The sequence below is a fragment of the Microbacterium alkaliflavum genome (assembly GCF_044325405.1).
GTDB lineage: Bacteria > Actinomycetota > Actinomycetes > Actinomycetales > Microbacteriaceae > Microbacterium > Microbacterium alkaliflavum.
On the sequence record NZ_JBIQWL010000007.1, the window covers coordinates 125,278 to 140,048 of the forward strand.

A 14,771-nucleotide genomic window follows, 5' to 3' on the forward strand; every position below is an offset into this window, starting at 1 on the left:
CGTCACGAGGGCCGGGGACGGATGCCGAGCGCTGCGAGGTGTCCACCCAGGGTCTCCGGCGACTCCAGCTGGGCCATCTGCCAGCGCCCGAAGCCACGTCCTGTCGTGGCGCGGATCCAGTCCTCGCGCTCCTTCTCCTCACGCACGACGTCTTCGCGCGTACGCCCCCGGAGGAGCTCGGGATCGGTGTACTTGCCCTCACCGTCGAACTCTCCCCACGCCAGGGCATCCTCTATCCCGAAGTCGACGCGATAGTCGGTACCCCGCGGACCCGGGACGGGGACCTGGGTGCGGATGCCTCGAAAGCCCAAGTCGTTGAGATACACGCGGCTCACGCTCTCCCCGGGGAGCTCGGCTCGGCCGTCGCCGAACTCGCACACCCATCGCGCCTGCCGGATGCCTCTGGCCCCGGCGTTCTGGGCAATCCTCGCCCGGACGCGGCCGCGGAACTCCTCGGCGTCCGCGTCGTCATAGTCGCGGGCGTCGCCGCTGGGTGCGGCCATTCGCCGCAGCGCAGCATCCATGCACGCGACCGCGGCTTCTCGCGAGAACACCCGGATCACGTCGTACACCGTCCGCTCGAGCGTTGTGCATGCCACACCCCACCGCTGCGTCACGTCTTCGTCTGGAATGGGGATGTCATGATGCGCCACGCGAGGCGGAGTCATTCCGTCGGGGTCGCTTCGTCGACCGGGACGCACCTGGCCGTCGTTCGCCGGCCCGATGATGTGCACGCTGCGAGGCCAGACCCGGAAGAGCGGCAGCTCCCACGCCACACCGGCCGACGCGATCGCGAACACGGGACCGGCGCCTCGCGCGGCCTCATGTGCTGCGAACACGGCGAGAAGATGTCGCTCCTCGGCGTACGCCACCTTCCAGTGCTCGCCCGCGACGTACCACCCGCGATGGATCTGCACCCATGTTCCGTCCTCGAGCGCTCGACGGAGGCCGCTCCGCGTCAATCCAGCACCCTCGAGCCTGTGGTGCGGCAGCACCTTTGCCCGGATCGATTCGTAGTCCACGCTCGAGCTTGCGGCGCGGCATCCAGCCGCTCCGGAATGATCTCGCGAACCGTGCACTCCGTCCTGCGAGCACCTTGCTGGGGAGAAGACCCCGCGACGCCGAAACCACCCTCACGGGAGGGTGGTTTCGGGCAGCAAACGGTGGTTTCGGGATAACGGCTACTGGAGCTTGTCGACGATGTCGGCCTGCGGGTCGCCCGAGAGCGTCACGAACTCGCCGTTCAGGAGCACCGTGGGCGTGCCGATGCCGCTCTGGCCGGGCTTCACGGGAGTCTTCTCGGTCATCGTCGTGACGTACTTCGAGTACTTCTGGTCGTTGACGCACGAATCGATGTCGGTCACGCCCACGCCCTTCGCGATGCCGAGGATCTCCTCGTCGGTCAGGCCCGTCGAGCCCTCTTCTGGCTGGTTGGCGTACATCGCCTGCATGAACGGCAGCGACTTGTCGGCATCGGACACCGCGACGCAGTACATCGCGTTCGCGGCGCGCGTCGAGTACTGCGTGCCCTGCGACGAGCGGTCGAGGATCGAGATGGGGTGGATGTTCAGCGTCATCGAACCGTCGTTGACGAGACCCTCGATCGTGTCGCCGTACGCCTGCTCGAACTGGTTGCAGATCGGGCACATGAAGTCGATGTACGTGTCGAGGGTGTTCGACCCGCTGCCGACCGCGATCGCGCCGGTCTCGGCATTGATGTTCGACGCCTTCGGCGGCTCGCCCGGCGCGGTCGATGCCTGGTTCATCCAGATCACCAGTCCCGCCACGACGACGAGCGCCACGACGACACCGACGCTGATCCAGATCGCGAACCAGTTCACCTTGCGCTGCTGCTGCTGAGCCATGCGTTCCCCTCTTATCCCACAGGCACGGGAGTGACGCCGAACGGTGCGAGTCCGGCCTTCCCGCCATCGGGCGCCGTCAGCACCCAGATACCGTCATCGTGCACGGCGACACTATGTTCCCAATGTGAACCGGCCGTGCCGTCGAGCGTCGAGACGGTCCAGCCGTCGTCCTCGACTCGTGTCTCCTGGTCGCCTATGACGACCATCGGCTCGATCGCGAGTGCGAGGCCCGGCCGGATCTCGGGGCCCGGGTCGAACACGCGGTAGTTGAAGACCGACGGCGACTCGTGCATCTTGCGACCGATGCCGTGCCCCACGTAATCCCGCAGGATGCCGTAGCCGTGACCTGCGTCGACGATGTGGCCCTCGATCGCGGCACCGATCTCGGCGAGGTGCTTCGCCGAGGCGAGTGCGGCGATGCCGGCCCACATCGAGCCCTCGGTCACGCGCGAGAGCTCCTCGCGCTCGGCGACGACGTCGGGACGCGACGGGTCGGGCACCACGAAGGTGAAGGCCGAGTCGCCGTTCCAGCCCTTGTACTCCGCGCCGGCGTCGATCGAGATGATGTCGCCGGGCTCGAGCGCGCGCGAGGACGGGATGCCGTGCACGACCTGCTCGTTGACCGAGGCGCAGATCGTGTGGCGGTAGCCGCGGACGAGCTGGAAGTTCGAGCGCGCCCCGCGCGAACGGATGACGCGGGAGGCTTCGGCATCCAGCTGATCCGTCGTCACACCCGGTCCGATGAGCGCCCGGACGGCATCGAGGGTGGCGGCCGTGATGAGCCCAGGCTCGATCATCGACCGCAGCTGGGCGGGCGACTTGTAGATCGAGCGGCGCAGGGCGACCACGTCAGGCGGCGGCGGGCCGCGCGAGCCCGCGGGCCTCGAGCGCCGCGATGATGCGAGCCGTGATCTCGTCGAGCGTGCCGACGCCGTCGACCTCGTCGACGATGCCGCGCGTGCCGTAGACGCCGAGGATCGGCGCCGTCTCGGTCTCGTAGATCGACAGGCGCGCCGCGATCACCTCGTCGGTGTCGTCGGCACGGCCCTGCTCGTGCGCGCGCTTCGCGAGGCGGGCGATGCTCTCCTCGCGCGGCACGGCGAGCACCACGACGGCGTCGAGAGCCTCGTCGCGGCCTTCCAGGAACTCGTCGAGGTGCATGACCTGCGGCAGGTTGCGGGGGTAGCCGTCGAGCAGGAAGCCGCCCTGGGCGTCAGGCTGCGACAGGCGGTCGCGGACCACGGCGCTGGTCAGCTCGTCGGGGACGAGCTGACCGGCGTCGATGATGCTCTTGACCTGCAGACCGAGGTCGGTGCCCTCGGCGACATTCGCGCGGAACACGTCACCGGTCGAGATGACCGGGATGCCGAGCGTCTCCGCGATGCGGACCCCCTGTGTGCCCTTTCCGGAGCCTTGAGGACCGACGATCAGAAGACGGACGGGACGTGAGGTCATCGCAGAAGCCCTTCGTAGTGTCGCTGCTGGAGCTGGGCGTCGATCTGCTTCACGGTCTCGAGGCCGACGCCGACCATGATGAGGATCGACGTGCCGCCGAACGGGAAGTTCTGGCTGGCACCGACCGTCGCGAGCGCCACGAGGGGCAGCAGCGCGATGAGACCGAGGTAGATCGAGCCGGGAAGCGTGATGCGCGTGAGCACATAGTCGAGGTACTCCGCCGTCGGACGGCCCGCACGGATGCCGGGGATGAACCCGCCGTACTTCTTCATGTTGTCGGCGACCTCGACGGGGTTGAACGTGATCGCGACGTAGAAGTACGTGAAGCCGACGATGAGCAGGAAGTACAGGATCATGTACAGCGGGTGATCGCCGCGCACGAGATACAGCTGGATCCACGCGACCCACGCGGGCACCTCTTCACCGGCCTTGGGCTGGTTGAACTGTGCGATGAGCGCGGGGATGTACAGCAGCGACGAGGCGAAGATGACGGGCACGACACCGGCCATGTTCACCTTGATCGGGATGTACGTGTTGGTGCCGCCGTACGTGCGACGGCCCACCATGCGCTTGGCGTACTGCACCGGGATGCGGCGCTGCGATTGTTCGACGAACACGACGAGCCCGACGACCACCACTCCGACGGCGAGCACGAGGAGGAAGACCTCGAAGCCGCGCGACTGCCAGATCGCCCACATCGCCGCGGGGAACGAGGCCGCGATCGACGTGAAGATGAGGATCGACATGCCGTTGCCGATGCCGCGCTCCGTGACGAGCTCGGCGAACCACATGATGAGGCCCGTGCCGGCGGTCATGGTGATGATCATGAGCAGCTGGGCCCACCACACGTCGTTGGTGAGGAGCTGGTCGCACGCGGCGATGCCGGTCGTGCCGAACAGCTGGCCGCTGCGGGCCACCGTCACCAGCGTCGTCGACTGCAGCAGTGCGAGCGCGATCGTCAGGTAACGGGTGTACTGCGTCAGCTTGGCCTGGCCCGCCTGGCCCTCCTTGTAGAGGGTCTCGAAGTGCGGGATGACGACGCGCAGCAGCTGCACGATGATCGTCGCCGTGATGTACGGCATGACGCCGAGGGCGAAGATCGACAGCTGCAGCAGCGCACCGCCGGAGAAGAGGTTGACCAGCGAGAGCAGGCCTTCGGTGCCGGCGCTCTGCTCGCGCAGACACTCCTGAACGTTCGGGAAGTCCACGAACGGTGCGGGGATGTGCGCGCCGAGACGATAGATGGCGATGATCGCCAGGGTGAATGCGATCTTCCGCCGCAGGTCGGGAGTGCGGAAGACCCGCGCGATTGCGCTGAACAAGAGGATGCCTCCAGAAGGGATGCCGGAACGCGACAGGGCGCACCGTCAACCAGAGTAACCCAGGGCGTCACCGTCGACGTTGCGAGGGATTGCGCCTGGGGACGACAGCAGGGGCCGGAGAGTGTTGCTCCGACCCCTGCTGGGTACTACTTGACGGTGCCGCCCGCGGCGACGATCTTCTGCTCGGCGGAACCCGAGACCTTGTCGACCGCCACGTTGAGCTTGACGGCGATGTCGCCGGTGCCGAGCACCTTGACCTTCTCGTTCTTGCGAACGGCGCCCTTGGCGACGAGGTCGGTGACCGTCACGTCGCCGCCGGCCGGGTAGAGCTCGGCGAGCTTCTCGAGGTTGACCACCTGGTACTCGACACGGAACGGGTTCTTGAACCCGCGCAGCTTCGGCGTACGCATGTGGAGCGGCATCTGACCACCCTCGAAGCCGGCGCGCACCTGGTAGCGGGCCTTCGTGCCCTTGGTGCCACGGCCGGCCGTCTTGCCCTTCGAGCCCTCACCGCGACCCACGCGGGTCTTGGCGGTGTTGGCACCGGGGACGGGACGGAGGTGGTGCACCTTGAGCACGCCGGGGCGCGCTGCGGGAGCATCCTTCTTCTTGGTGTCGGCCTTGGGGGCCTTCTCGGCAGCCGACTTCTTGGCGGCGGCCTTCTTCGGGGCCTTCTCGGCCTCGACGGCTTCGTTCTTCTCAGCCATCAGTCGATCTCCTCAACCTTGACGAGGTGCGCGACGGTCTTGACGTAGCCGCGCGTCTGCGCGTCGTCGGGACGGACGACCGAGTCGCCGATCCGCTTGAGACCGAGCGAACGCAGCGTGTCGCGCTGGTTCTGCTTCTCGCTCACCTTGGACTTGACCTGGGTAACCTTCAGGCGCGCAGCCATCAGACACCTGCCTTCACTGCGGCCGCGGCCTCAGCCTCGGCGCGGACGAGACGGGCGGGGGCGACCTGGTCGAACTCGAGGCCACGACGCGCGGCGACCGCACGGGGCTCCTCGAGCTGCTTCAGGGCGTCGACCGTCGCGTGCACGATGTTGATCGTGTTCGACGAGCCGAGCGACTTCGACAGGACGTCGTGGATGCCGGCGCACTCGAGCACGGCGCGCACGGGGCCACCCGCGATGACACCCGTACCGGCAGCAGCGGGACGCAGCAGGACGACGCCCGCAGCGGCCTCACCCTGGACGGGGTGGGGGATCGTGACGCCTGCGCGAGGCACGCGGAAGAAGTTGCGCTTGGCCTCTTCGACACCCTTCGAGATCGCCAGGGGGACCTCACGGGCCTTGCCGTAGCCGACGCCGACGACGCCGTTGCCATCGCCCACGACGACGAGCGCCGTGAAGCTGAAGCGACGACCGCCCTTGACGACCTTCGACACGCGGTTGATGGTGACGACGCGCTCGAGGAACTGGCTCTCGCTGCGGTCACGACCGCCGCGGTCGCGGTTCGGGTTGCGCTCGCGGCCGCCGCGACGGGGCTCGCGCTCCCGCTCGGTGGTCGCAGCCGCCTCGGCCGGCGCCTCGGTGGCAGCCTGCTCGGTCACGTTGTTCTCCTTGATCTCACTCACAGGTTCAGACCTCCCTCACGGGCGCCGTCGGCGATCGCCGCGACACGGCCCGCGTAGCGGTTGCCACCGCGGTCGAACACCACGTCCGAGACGCCGGCGGCCTTCGCGCGCTCGGCGAGGAGCTCGCCGACCTTGCGGGCCTTGGCCGTCTTGTCGTCGCCGGAGGCGCGCAGGTCGGTCTCGAGCGTCGAGGCCGAGGCCACAGTGTGGCCCTTGCTGTCGTCGACGAGCTGCACGAACACGTGACGCGAGGAACGGGTCACGACCAGGCGGGGACGCTCGGTGGTGCCGACGACCTTCTTGCGAAGGCGGGCGTGACGACGCGCACGGGCGTCGGACTTCGTCTTCACGGCCATGGTTACTTACCAGCCTTTCCGGCCTTGCGCCGGACGACCTCGCCGGCGTAGCGCACACCCTTGCCCTTGTACGGCTCGGGCTTGCGGATCTTGCGGATGTTGGCCGCGGCTTCGCCGACAGCCTGCTTGTCGATGCCGCTGACCGTGAGCTTGTTGTTGCCCTCGACCGTCAGCGTGATGCCGGCGGGCGCCTCGATGAGAACGGGGTGCGAGAAGCCGAGGGCGAACTCGACCGCCGTGCCCTTCTGGGCGACGCGGTAACCGGTGCCGACGACCTCGAGGCCCTTGGAGTAGCCCTGGGTCACACCGATGATGTTGTTGCTGATGAGCGTGCGGGTCAGGCCGTGGAGCGAACGCGACTCGCGCTCGTCGTCGGGGCGGGTGACGAGCACCTGGCCCTCCTCGACCTTGACTTCGATGGGGCGCGCCACGCTGAGCGAGAGCTCGCCCTTGGGGCCCTTGACCGCGACATCCTGGCCCTCGACCGAAACGGTCACGCCGGCGGGGATGTCGATCGGGAGACGTCCGATTCGCGACATGTCAGATCACCACACGTAGGCGAGGACTTCCCCACCCACGCCCTTCGACTCGGCCTGGCGGTCGGTGAGAAGACCGGAGGAGGTGGACAGGATGGCGACGCCGAGGCCACCGAGGACCTTGGGGATCTCGCTCGACTTCGCGTAGACGCGGAGTCCGGGCTTCGAGACGCGCTTGATGCCGGCGATCGACCGCTCGCGGTTCGGGCCGTACTTGAGAGTCAGCGTGAGCGTCTGGCCGACACGGGCGTCGGTGATCTCCCAGGCGGAGATGTAGCCCTCCTGCTTGAGGATCTCCGCGATGTGCGACTTGAGCTTCGAGCTCGGCAGCGAAACGGAGTCGTGGTGCGCCGAGTTCGCGTTGCGCAGACGGGTCAGCATGTCTGCGACCGGGTCTGTCATTGTCATTTCTTGATTCCTTCGTTCACGAGGTTTCGGCTGCCGTTACACGACAGTCGACCTTCTATGAGATGCGATGTTCAGTTGTGGAGCGGATGCCCCGGCCCGGGGCCGGGGCATCCGGGTTCAGGCCTGCTGGTCTTCGCTCCGGAAGGGGAAGCCCAGGTGACGCAGCAGCGCCCGGCCCTCGGCATCCGTCGCCGCCGTGGTGACGATCGTGATGTCGAAGCCGCGCACGCGGTCGATCTTGTCCTGGTTGATCTCGTGGAACACGGACTGCTCCTGGAGACCGAAGGTGTAGTTGCCGTGGCCGTCGAACTGCTTGCCCGACAGGCCGCGGAAGTCGCGGATGCGGGGCAGGGCGAGGTTGACGAGGCGGTCGATGAACTCCCACGCGCGGTCGCCACGGAGGGTGACGTGCGCGCCGATCGCCTGGCCCTCGCGCAGCTTGAACTGCGCGATCGACTTGCGGGCCTTCGTGACGACGGGCTTCTGGCCCGTGATCTTGGTGAGGTCCTCGACCGCACCATCGATCACCTTGCTGTCACGAGCAGCCTCGCCGACGCCGGTGTTGACGACGACCTTGACGAGACCGGGGATCTGCATGACGTTGGCGTAGCCGAACTCCTCCTGCAGCGCCTTCTTGATCTCGCTGTTGTACTTCTGCTTGAGGCGGGGCTGGATCTTGCCAGCCTCCACGGCAGTGGCGGTGCTCATATTCAGAGGTCCTTGCCTGACTTCTTCGCGTAGCGCACGCGGACGGTGCGCTTCACGCCGTCCTTCGTCTTCTCCTCGACGCGGTGGCCGACGCGGGTCGGCTTCTTGGTCGAGGGGTCGACGAGAGCGACGTTGGAGATGTGGATGGGGGCCTCGAACGTCTCGATGCCACCGGTCTTGGTGCCGCGCTGGGTCTGGCCGACGCGGTTGTGCTTCGTGACGTAGTTGACGCCCTCGACGATGACGCGGTTCTGCTCGGTCAGGACCTCGAGGACCTTGCCCTGCTTGCCGCGGTCGCCGCCGCGCTCGGGCTTGGGGCCCGAGATGACCTGAACCAGGTCACCCTTCTTGATCTTCGCCATGATCAGATGACCTCCGGGGCGAGCGAGACGATCTTCATGAACTTCTTGTCGCGAAGCTCACGGCCGACCGGTCCGAAGATGCGGGTGCCGCGGGGCTCCCCGTCGTTCTTCAGGATGACGGCGGCGTTCTCGTCGAACTTGATGTACGAGCCGTCGGGACGGCGCGTCTGCTTGACGGTGCGGACGATGACGGCCTTGACCACATCGCCCTTCTTGACGTTGCCGCCGGGGATCGCGTCCTTGACCGTGGCGACGATGACGTCGCCCAGGCCTGCGTAGCGCCGGTTGGAGCCGCCGAGCACACGGATCGTGAGCAGCTCCTTGGCGCCGGTGTTGTCGGCGACCTTGAGGCGGGATTCGGTCTGAATCACTTCTTACTCCTTGGGTTCCAAGAAGGCCGGGGCCTTACTTGGCCTTCTCGAGGATCTCGACCAGACGCCAGCGCTTGGTCGCGCTCAGCGGACGGGTCTCGTTGATGAGGACGAGGTCGCCGATGCCGGCGGTGTTTCCCTCGTCGTGCGCCTTGACCTTCGACGTGCGACGGATGACCTTGCCGTAGAGGGGGTGCTTCACGCGGTCCTCGACCTCGACGACGATCGTCTTGTCCATCTTGTCGCTCACGACGTAGCCGCGGCGGGCCTTGCGATAGCCACGGGCGTTGACGTCGCGGACGTCGTGCTCGCCGTGCTCGACCTCTTCGGTCTGCTTCTTGTCAGCCATCACTCGGCCTCTTCCTTCACGGCCTCGTCAGCGGCATCCGCCTTCTTGGCCTTGCTCTTCTTCGCCTTCGTCGCGACCTCGAGCGGCGCGGGCGTGGCACGGATGCCGAGCTCGCGCTCACGGATCACGGTGTAGAGCCGCGCGATGTCGCGCTTGACCGCACGGATGCGGCCGTGGCTCTCGAGCTGGCCGGTGGCCGACTGGAAGCGCAGGTTGAACAGCTCTTCCTTGGCCTTGCGCAGCTCCTCGACGAGGCGCTGGTCTTCGAACGTGTCGAGCTCGCTCGGGGCGAGCTGCTTGGTGCCGATCGCCATTACGCGTCGCCCTCCTCGCGCTTGATGATGCGTGCCTTCAGGGGCAGCTTGTGGATGGCACGGGTGAGCGCCTCGCGAGCGAGCTGCTCGTTGACGCCGGCGACCTCGAAGAGGACGCGACCCGGCTTGACGTTTGCGACCCACCACTCGGGCGAACCCTTACCCGAACCCATGCGGGTTTCGGCGGGCTTCTTCGTGAGGGGACGGTCGGGGTAGATGTTGATCCACACCTTGCCGCCACGCTTGATGTGACGGGTCATCGCGATACGAGCGGACTCGATCTGACGGTTCGTCACGTACGCGGGCGTGAGGGCCTGGATGCCGAACTCGCCGAAGCTGACCTTCGTGCCGCCGGTCGCCTGACCGGAACGGCCGGGGTGGTGCTGCTTGCGGTGCTTGACCTTACGAGGGATGAGCATTACGCCGACGCTCCTTCTGCCACGGGGGCCTCGTTGCGGGGCCCACGACGGCGGTCGCCGCCACGGTCGTCACGACGACGGTCCGACTTGGGCGCGTTGGCCTGCTCGCGAGCCAGTTCCTTGTTGGTGAGGTCGCCCTTGTAGATCCAGACCTTCACGCCGATGCGGCCGAAGGTGGTCTTCGCCTCGTAGAAGCCGTAGTCGATGTTCGCGCGCAGCGTGTGCAGCGGCACACGACCCTCGCGGTAGAACTCCGAGCGGCTCATCTCGGCGCCGCCGAGGCGGCCGGAGACCTGGATGCGGACGCCCTTGGCGCCGGCACGCTGCGCGCCCTGCAGACCCTTGCGCATCGCGCGGCGGAACGCCACACGAGCCGAGAGCTGCTCGGCGATGCCCTGCGCGACGAGCTGGGCGTCGGCCTCGGGGTTCTTGACCTCGAGGATGTTCAGCTGGATCTGCTTGCCGGTGAGCTTCTCGAGGTCGGCGCGGATGCGCTCGGCCTCGGCGCCGCGGCGGCCGATCACGATGCCCGGACGGGCCGTGTGGATGTCGACGCGGACGCGGTCACGCGTGCGCTCGATCTCGATGTTGCTCACGCCGGCGCGGTCGAGCTGCGTCTGCAGGAGCTTGCGGATCCGGATGTCCTCGGCGACGTAGTCGGCGTAGCGCTGGCCCGGCTTCGTCGAGTCCGAGAACCACCGCGACACGTGGTCCGTGGTGATGCCGAGGCGGAAGCCGTACGGGTTTACCTTCTGTCCCATTACTTGCTCGCCTTCTTGCTGGTCTTGGCCGCGGGAGCCGCCTCAGCGGTCTCCGGCGTCGAGAGCACGACCGTGATGTGGCTCGTGCGCTTCTTGATCTGGAACGCGCGACCCTGGGCACGGGGCTGGAAACGCTTGAGCGTCGTGCCCTCGTCGACGTACGCGTTGGCCACGTACAGGTCCTGCTCGTCCAGGTACTCGTTCACCTGGTCGGCCTTGACCCGCGCGTTGGCGATCGCCGAAGCAACGAGCTTGTAGATCGGCTCGCTCGCGCTCTGCGGCGCGAACTTCAGGATGGCCAGGGCCTCCTGAGCCTGCTTGCCCTTGATGAGGGCGACGACACGACGAGCCTTCTGAGGGGTCACGCGGATGTGTCGCACGCGTGCGATGGACTCCACCATTTCTCTCTCCTCCTGGTCGCCTTAGCGGCGACGGCCCTTCTTGTCGTCCTTCACGTGGCCGCGGAAGGTGCGGGTGGGCGCGAACTCGCCCAGCTTGTGGCCGACCATGGTCTCGCTCACGAACACGGGGATGTGCTTGCGACCGTCGTGGACGGCGATCGTGTGGCCGAGCATCGCGGGGATGATCATCGAGCGACGCGACCAGGTCTTGATGACGTTCTTGGTGCCGGCTTCGTTCTGGACGACGACCTTGCGAAGCAGGTGCTCGTCGACGAAGGGGCCCTTCTTAAGGCTACGAGGCATCTTCCTCTACTCCTACTTGCGCTTCTTGCCGGCGTTGCGACGACGGACGATGTACTTGTCGCTTTCCTTGTTGGCGTGGCGGGTGCGACCCTCAGCCTGGCCCCAAGGAGAGACGGGGTGACGTCCACCGGAGGTCTTGCCCTCACCACCACCGTGCGGGTGGTCGACCGGGTTCATGGCGACACCGCGGACGGTCGGGCGGATGCCCTTCCAGCGGTTGCGGCCGGCCTTGCCCCAGTTGATGTTCGACTGCTCGGCGTTGCCGACCTCGCCGATCGTCGCGCGGCAGCGCGCGTCGACGTTGCGGATCTCGCCCGAGGGGAGACGCAGCTGGGCGTAGGGGCCGTCCTTGGCGACGAGACGCACCGAGGTGCCCGCCGAGCGGGCGAGCTTGGCGCCGCCGCCGGGACGGAGCTCGATCGCGTGGATGACCGTACCCGTGGGGATGTTGCGCAGCGGCAGGTTGTTGCCGGGCTTGATGTCGGCGCCGGGACCCGACTCGACGACGTCGCCCTGCGACAGCTTGTTCGGCGCGAGGATGTAGCGCTTCTCGCCGTCGAAGTAGTGCAGGAGCGCGATGCGCGCGGTGCGGTTGGGGTCGTACTCGATGTGAGCGACCTTCGCGTCGACGCCGTCCTTGTCGTTGCGACGGAAGTCGATGACGCGGTACTGGCGCTTGTGGCCACCGCCGATGTGGCGGGTGGTGATGCGGCCCTGGTTGTTGCGGCCACCGGTCTTGGCGAGCGGGCGGAGCAGCGACTTCTCGGGCGTCGATCGGGTGATCTCGGCGAAGTCAGCGACCGACGAGCCGCGGCGACCGGGGGTCGTGGGCTTGTACTTGCGAATAGCCATAGTTCTCTAGTCCTCTGTCCCGACCGTCAGCCGACTGCCGTGAAGATGTCGATGGTGCCCGACTTGAGCGTCACGATGGCGCGCTTGGTGTCCTTGCGCTTGCCCGTGCCGAAGCGGGTGCGGCGGGCCTTGCCGACGCGGTTGAGCGTGTTGACCGCGGCCACCTTGACGCCGAAGATCTTCTCGATCGCGAGCTTGATCTCGGTCTTCGAGGCACGGGTGTCCACGAGGAACGTGTACTTGCCCTCGTCGATGAGCCCGTAGCTCTTCTCCGAGACGACCGGCTTCAGGATGATGTCGCGCGGGTCCTTGTTCACGGCGGTCATGCCGAGACCTCCTCGGTGGCGCTCGTCTTCGACGCGACGAACGCGTCGTAGGCGGCCTTGGTGAAGACGATGTCGTCCGAGACGAGCACGTCGTAGGCGTTGAGCTGGTCGAACGACAGCACGTGGACGTACGCGAGGTTGCGCACGCTCAGGATGCTGAGCTCGTCGTCGCGGTCGATGACGACCAGCACGTTCTTGATGGCGCCGAAACCGGCGAGCACGGCGGAAGCGGCCTTCGTCGAGGGCGCACCCTCGATGCCGAAGGACTCCACGACGTGCAGACGCTCGCCGCGAGCACGGTCGCTGAGCGCACCCAGGAGGGCGGCCGCGATCATCTTCTTGGGCGTGCGCTGCGAGTAGTCGCGCGGCTTCGGGCCGTGGACGATGCCACCGCCGGTCATGTGCGGCGCGCGGATCGAGCCCTGGCGGGCGTTACCCGTGCCCTTCTGCTTGAAGGGCTTGCGGCCGGCGCCCGAGACCTCACCGCGACGCTTGGTCGAGTGGGTGCCCTGGCGAGCCGCCGCGCGCTGCGCGACGACGACCTGGTGGATCAGCGGGATGTTCGTCTTGACGTCGAAGAGCGCGGCGGGCAGCTCCACGGAGCCGGCCTTCTTGCCGTCGGCCTTCAGGACGTCGAGCGCGAGAGTCGAGTCAGCCATGAGATCAGGCACCCTTCACTGCGTTGCGGACGTAGACGATGCGGCCGCGCGCACCGGGGACGGCGCCCTTGACGAGCAGCAGACCCTTCTCGGCGTCGACGGCGTGCACCGTGAGGTTGAGGACGGTCACGCGCTCGCCACCCATACGGCCGGCCATGCGCATGCCCTTGAAGACGCGGCTCGGGGTCGACGAGGCGCCGATCGAACCGGGCTTGCGGTGATTGCGGTGCGCACCGTGCGAAGCGGAGACACCCTTGAAGTTGTGGCGCTTCATGACACCCGCGGTGCCCTTGCCCTTGCTCGTGCCGACGACGTCGACGAGCTGGCCGGCCTCGAACACGCCGTCCACCGTGAGCTCCTGACCGAGTGAGTAGTCAGCAGCGTCCGCCGTGCGGATCTCGGTGAGGTGGCGGCGAGGCGTCACGCCTGCGGCCTCGAAGTGGGCCGTGAGGGGCTTGTTCACCTTGCGGGGGTCGATCTGGCCGGCCGCGATCTGCACGGCGTTGTAGCCGTCCTTCTCGGGCGTGCGGACCTGGGTGACCACGTTCGGCGCGATCTCGATGACGGTGACGGGAACGAGCTTGCCGTTCTCGTTCCACACCTGGGTCATGCCGAGCTTGGTGCCGAGGAGGCCCTTGGAGACCTTTTCGTTGATGTGTGCCATGGTCGTCGTCCTCAGAGCTTGATCTCGATGTTGACGTCGGCCGGCAGGTCGAGGCGCATCAGCGAGTCGACGGCCTTGGGCGTCGGGTCGATGATGTCGATCAGACGCTTGTGGGTGCGCATCTCGAAGTGCTCGCGGCTGTCCTTGTACTTGTGGGGCGACCGGATGACGCACACGACGTTCTTCTCGGTCGGAAGGGGCACGGGGCCCACGACGGTCGCGCCCGCACGGGTCACGGTGTCGACGATCTTGCGCGCCGACGAGTCGAGGCCGGCGTGGTCGTACGACTTCAGGCGAATGCGGATCTTCTGTCCCGCCATTTGTCTGCTCACTCTCTTTCCGCGTCTTACCTCTGGGGCATCGGACGCACGTGACGCTCCGCGTTCGCGGGGCGCCTGGGCACTTCTTCACCGGCTGCTCTGTTCGAGCGCGGCCGATGGATGCTGCACCGCTGTTCTGCTGTCAAACCTGATGCCGTGGCATCCGGCTCCGCTCCCGCACGCACACGCGGACGCAAGCGCCCGCAGCGTGTGGGTTTCGGATTTGCTGTTCTGCTGCCCGCGGCCTAGGTCTTCACGCGTTCGCGCGGCCTATGCACTGCCTGGCAGTGATCCGGCGCACGCCAAGAGGGGCACCGGAGTGTGGAACCTGACTAGTCTACGGGTCGCCCGGGCGTGTCGCAAACCCGGGCGTGTCGCGTTCGGGTATGCACGGCTCCTTCTCAGGGCGATGGATGCCGCGACAGCGAGGAGGGGCGGTCGCGCT

At 67.2% G+C, this 14,771-nt stretch carries 25 protein-coding genes; all 25 read right to left on the reverse strand.

Translation table 11 applies throughout. The features are described 5' to 3' along the window. Nucleotides 1-2 precede the first annotated feature (2 nt). Nucleotides 3-1,022 carry a hypothetical protein gene (locus ACH3VR_RS17305; protein ID WP_397557568.1) on the reverse strand — a complete coding sequence of 340 codons (1,020 nt, stop codon included), beginning with the start codon at nt 1,020-1,022 and terminating at the stop codon, nt 3-5. Between the two features lie 159 nt (nt 1,023-1,181). Next, complete coding sequence (locus ACH3VR_RS17310; protein ID WP_397557569.1) at nt 1,182-1,865, reverse strand: DsbA family protein; 684 nt, start codon at nt 1,863-1,865, stop codon at nt 1,182-1,184. A gap of 11 nt (nt 1,866-1,876) precedes the next feature. Further along, on the reverse strand, nt 1,877-2,713 hold the full coding sequence (gene map / locus ACH3VR_RS17315) for a type I methionyl aminopeptidase (protein ID WP_397557570.1): 837 nt from the start codon (nt 2,711-2,713) through the stop codon (nt 1,877-1,879). Between the two features lies 1 nt (nt 2,714). After that, nucleotides 2,715-3,320, reverse strand: coding sequence for an adenylate kinase (locus tag ACH3VR_RS17320; protein ID WP_397557571.1), 606 nt, complete (start codon nt 3,318-3,320; stop codon nt 2,715-2,717). Beyond that, on the reverse strand, nt 3,317-4,642 hold the full coding sequence (gene secY, locus ACH3VR_RS17325; RefSeq protein ID WP_397557572.1) for a preprotein translocase subunit SecY: 1,326 nt from the start codon (nt 4,640-4,642) through the stop codon (nt 3,317-3,319). Before secY ends, ACH3VR_RS17320 begins: the two co-directional genes overlap by 4 nt. 146 nt (nt 4,643-4,788) lie before the next feature. Then, nucleotides 4,789-5,349, reverse strand: coding sequence for a 50S ribosomal protein L15 (gene rplO, locus ACH3VR_RS17330; protein WP_397557573.1), 561 nt, complete (start codon nt 5,347-5,349; stop codon nt 4,789-4,791). Further along, on the reverse strand, nt 5,349-5,534 hold the full coding sequence (gene rpmD, locus ACH3VR_RS17335) for a 50S ribosomal protein L30 (RefSeq protein ID WP_023954062.1): 186 nt from the start codon (nt 5,532-5,534) through the stop codon (nt 5,349-5,351). Before rpmD ends, rplO begins: the two co-directional genes overlap by 1 nt. Continuing rightward, a complete protein-coding gene (rpsE, locus tag ACH3VR_RS17340) occupies nt 5,534-6,217 on the reverse strand; it encodes a 30S ribosomal protein S5 (protein WP_397557574.1) in 684 nt (227 codons plus the stop codon). The genes rpmD and rpsE overlap by 1 nt, the downstream gene beginning before the upstream one ends. Then, nucleotides 6,214-6,573 carry a 50S ribosomal protein L18 gene (gene rplR / locus ACH3VR_RS17345; protein WP_397557575.1) on the reverse strand — a complete coding sequence of 120 codons (360 nt, stop codon included), beginning with the start codon at nt 6,571-6,573 and terminating at the stop codon, nt 6,214-6,216. Before rplR ends, rpsE begins: the two co-directional genes overlap by 4 nt. Nucleotides 6,574-6,575: 2 nt before the next feature. Then, nucleotides 6,576-7,112: a 50S ribosomal protein L6 gene (gene rplF / locus ACH3VR_RS17350; protein ID WP_397557576.1), complete on the reverse strand. Its 537-nt coding sequence runs from the start codon at nt 7,110-7,112 to the stop codon at nt 6,576-6,578. A 6-nt stretch (nt 7,113-7,118) separates the two neighbouring features. Then, on the reverse strand, nt 7,119-7,517 hold the full coding sequence (gene rpsH, locus ACH3VR_RS17355) for a 30S ribosomal protein S8 (protein WP_397557577.1): 399 nt from the start codon (nt 7,515-7,517) through the stop codon (nt 7,119-7,121). A 117-nt stretch (nt 7,518-7,634) separates the two neighbouring features. Continuing rightward, on the reverse strand, nt 7,635-8,225 hold the full coding sequence (rplE, locus tag ACH3VR_RS17360; protein WP_397557578.1) for a 50S ribosomal protein L5: 591 nt from the start codon (nt 8,223-8,225) through the stop codon (nt 7,635-7,637). A 2-nt stretch (nt 8,226-8,227) separates the two neighbouring features. After that, nucleotides 8,228-8,587 (reverse strand): 50S ribosomal protein L24, encoded by a 360-nt coding sequence (rplX, locus tag ACH3VR_RS17365; RefSeq protein ID WP_345801535.1) that lies wholly within the window; start codon nt 8,585-8,587, stop codon nt 8,228-8,230. 2 nt (nt 8,588-8,589) lie between these two features. After that, entirely contained in the window at nt 8,590-8,958 is a 369-nt protein-coding gene (gene rplN, locus ACH3VR_RS17370; protein ID WP_262872419.1) for a 50S ribosomal protein L14, read from the reverse strand. Nucleotides 8,959-8,992: 34 nt separating this feature from the next. After that, a complete protein-coding gene (gene rpsQ / locus ACH3VR_RS17375) occupies nt 8,993-9,307 on the reverse strand; it encodes a 30S ribosomal protein S17 (RefSeq protein WP_397557579.1) in 315 nt (104 codons plus the stop codon). Further along, nucleotides 9,307-9,621 carry a 50S ribosomal protein L29 gene (rpmC, locus tag ACH3VR_RS17380; RefSeq protein ID WP_345801532.1) on the reverse strand — a complete coding sequence of 105 codons (315 nt, stop codon included), beginning with the start codon at nt 9,619-9,621 and terminating at the stop codon, nt 9,307-9,309. The genes rpsQ and rpmC overlap by 1 nt, the downstream gene beginning before the upstream one ends. Further along, nucleotides 9,621-10,040: a 50S ribosomal protein L16 gene (gene rplP, locus ACH3VR_RS17385; protein ID WP_133540925.1), complete on the reverse strand. Its 420-nt coding sequence runs from the start codon at nt 10,038-10,040 to the stop codon at nt 9,621-9,623. Before rplP ends, rpmC begins: the two co-directional genes overlap by 1 nt. Beyond that, entirely contained in the window at nt 10,040-10,801 is a 762-nt protein-coding gene (gene rpsC / locus ACH3VR_RS17390) for a 30S ribosomal protein S3 (RefSeq protein WP_397557580.1), read from the reverse strand. The genes rplP and rpsC overlap by 1 nt, the downstream gene beginning before the upstream one ends. Further along, complete coding sequence (rplV, locus tag ACH3VR_RS17395; RefSeq protein WP_165125240.1) at nt 10,801-11,202, reverse strand: 50S ribosomal protein L22; 402 nt, start codon at nt 11,200-11,202, stop codon at nt 10,801-10,803. The genes rpsC and rplV overlap by 1 nt, the downstream gene beginning before the upstream one ends. 21 nt (nt 11,203-11,223) lie before the next feature. Further along, a complete protein-coding gene (gene rpsS, locus ACH3VR_RS17400) occupies nt 11,224-11,505 on the reverse strand; it encodes a 30S ribosomal protein S19 (protein ID WP_045275479.1) in 282 nt (93 codons plus the stop codon). A gap of 12 nt (nt 11,506-11,517) precedes the next feature. Beyond that, complete coding sequence (gene rplB / locus ACH3VR_RS17405) at nt 11,518-12,357, reverse strand: 50S ribosomal protein L2 (protein ID WP_397557581.1); 840 nt, start codon at nt 12,355-12,357, stop codon at nt 11,518-11,520. 26 nt (nt 12,358-12,383) lie between these two features. Beyond that, on the reverse strand, nt 12,384-12,683 hold the full coding sequence (gene rplW, locus ACH3VR_RS17410) for a 50S ribosomal protein L23 (protein ID WP_397557582.1): 300 nt from the start codon (nt 12,681-12,683) through the stop codon (nt 12,384-12,386). Further along, nucleotides 12,680-13,342 (reverse strand): 50S ribosomal protein L4, encoded by a 663-nt coding sequence (gene rplD, locus ACH3VR_RS17415; RefSeq protein WP_397557583.1) that lies wholly within the window; start codon nt 13,340-13,342, stop codon nt 12,680-12,682. Before rplD ends, rplW begins: the two co-directional genes overlap by 4 nt. 4 nt (nt 13,343-13,346) lie before the next feature. Then, a complete protein-coding gene (gene rplC / locus ACH3VR_RS17420; RefSeq protein WP_133540938.1) occupies nt 13,347-14,006 on the reverse strand; it encodes a 50S ribosomal protein L3 in 660 nt (219 codons plus the stop codon). Nucleotides 14,007-14,017: 11 nt separating this feature from the next. After that, entirely contained in the window at nt 14,018-14,326 is a 309-nt protein-coding gene (rpsJ, locus tag ACH3VR_RS17425; RefSeq protein ID WP_013584016.1) for a 30S ribosomal protein S10, read from the reverse strand. Between the last annotated feature and the right edge of the window lie 445 nt (nt 14,327-14,771).

Bases quoted from the DNA above. Each gene is read 5' to 3' on its own strand.
- ACH3VR_RS17310 (WP_397557569.1), bottom strand. From the start codon at position 1,865: ATGGCTCAGCAGCAGCAGCGCAAGGTGAACTGGTTCGCGATCTGGATC.
- ACH3VR_RS17320 (WP_397557571.1), bottom strand. From the start codon at position 3,320: ATGACCTCACGTCCCGTCCGTCTTCTGATCGTCGGTCCTCAAGGCTCC.
- rplO (WP_397557573.1), bottom strand. From the start codon at position 5,349: ATGGCTGAGAAGAACGAAGCCGTCGAGGCCGAGAAGGCCCCGAAGAAG.
- rpmD (WP_023954062.1), bottom strand. From the start codon at position 5,534: ATGGCTGCGCGCCTGAAGGTTACCCAGGTCAAGTCCAAGGTGAGCGAG.
- rplR (WP_397557575.1), bottom strand. From the start codon at position 6,573: ATGGCCGTGAAGACGAAGTCCGACGCCCGTGCGCGTCGTCACGCCCGC.
- rplF (WP_397557576.1), bottom strand. From the start codon at position 7,112: ATGTCGCGAATCGGACGTCTCCCGATCGACATCCCCGCCGGCGTGACC.
- rpsH (WP_397557577.1), bottom strand. From the start codon at position 7,517: ATGACAATGACAGACCCGGTCGCAGACATGCTGACCCGTCTGCGCAAC.
- rplE (WP_397557578.1), bottom strand. From the start codon at position 8,225: ATGAGCACCGCCACTGCCGTGGAGGCTGGCAAGATCCAGCCCCGCCTC.
- rplX (WP_345801535.1), bottom strand. From the start codon at position 8,587: ATGGCGAAGATCAAGAAGGGTGACCTGGTTCAGGTCATCTCGGGCCCC.
- rpsQ (WP_397557579.1), bottom strand. From the start codon at position 9,307: ATGGCTGACAAGAAGCAGACCGAAGAGGTCGAGCACGGCGAGCACGAC.
- rpmC (WP_345801532.1), bottom strand. From the start codon at position 9,621: ATGGCGATCGGCACCAAGCAGCTCGCCCCGAGCGAGCTCGACACGTTC.
- rplP (WP_133540925.1), bottom strand. From the start codon at position 10,040: ATGCTCATCCCTCGTAAGGTCAAGCACCGCAAGCAGCACCACCCCGGC.
- rpsC (WP_397557580.1), bottom strand. From the start codon at position 10,801: ATGGGACAGAAGGTAAACCCGTACGGCTTCCGCCTCGGCATCACCACG.
- rplV (WP_165125240.1), bottom strand. From the start codon at position 11,202: ATGGTGGAGTCCATCGCACGCGTGCGACACATCCGCGTGACCCCTCAG.
- rpsS (WP_045275479.1), bottom strand. From the start codon at position 11,505: ATGCCTCGTAGCCTTAAGAAGGGCCCCTTCGTCGACGAGCACCTGCTT.
- rplB (WP_397557581.1), bottom strand. From the start codon at position 12,357: ATGGCTATTCGCAAGTACAAGCCCACGACCCCCGGTCGCCGCGGCTCG.
- rplW (WP_397557582.1), bottom strand. From the start codon at position 12,683: ATGACCGCCGTGAACAAGGACCCGCGCGACATCATCCTGAAGCCGGTC.
- rplD (WP_397557583.1), bottom strand. From the start codon at position 13,342: ATGGCTGACTCGACTCTCGCGCTCGACGTCCTGAAGGCCGACGGCAAG.
- rplC (WP_133540938.1), bottom strand. From the start codon at position 14,006: ATGGCACACATCAACGAAAAGGTCTCCAAGGGCCTCCTCGGCACCAAG.
- rpsJ (WP_013584016.1), bottom strand. From the start codon at position 14,326: ATGGCGGGACAGAAGATCCGCATTCGCCTGAAGTCGTACGACCACGCC.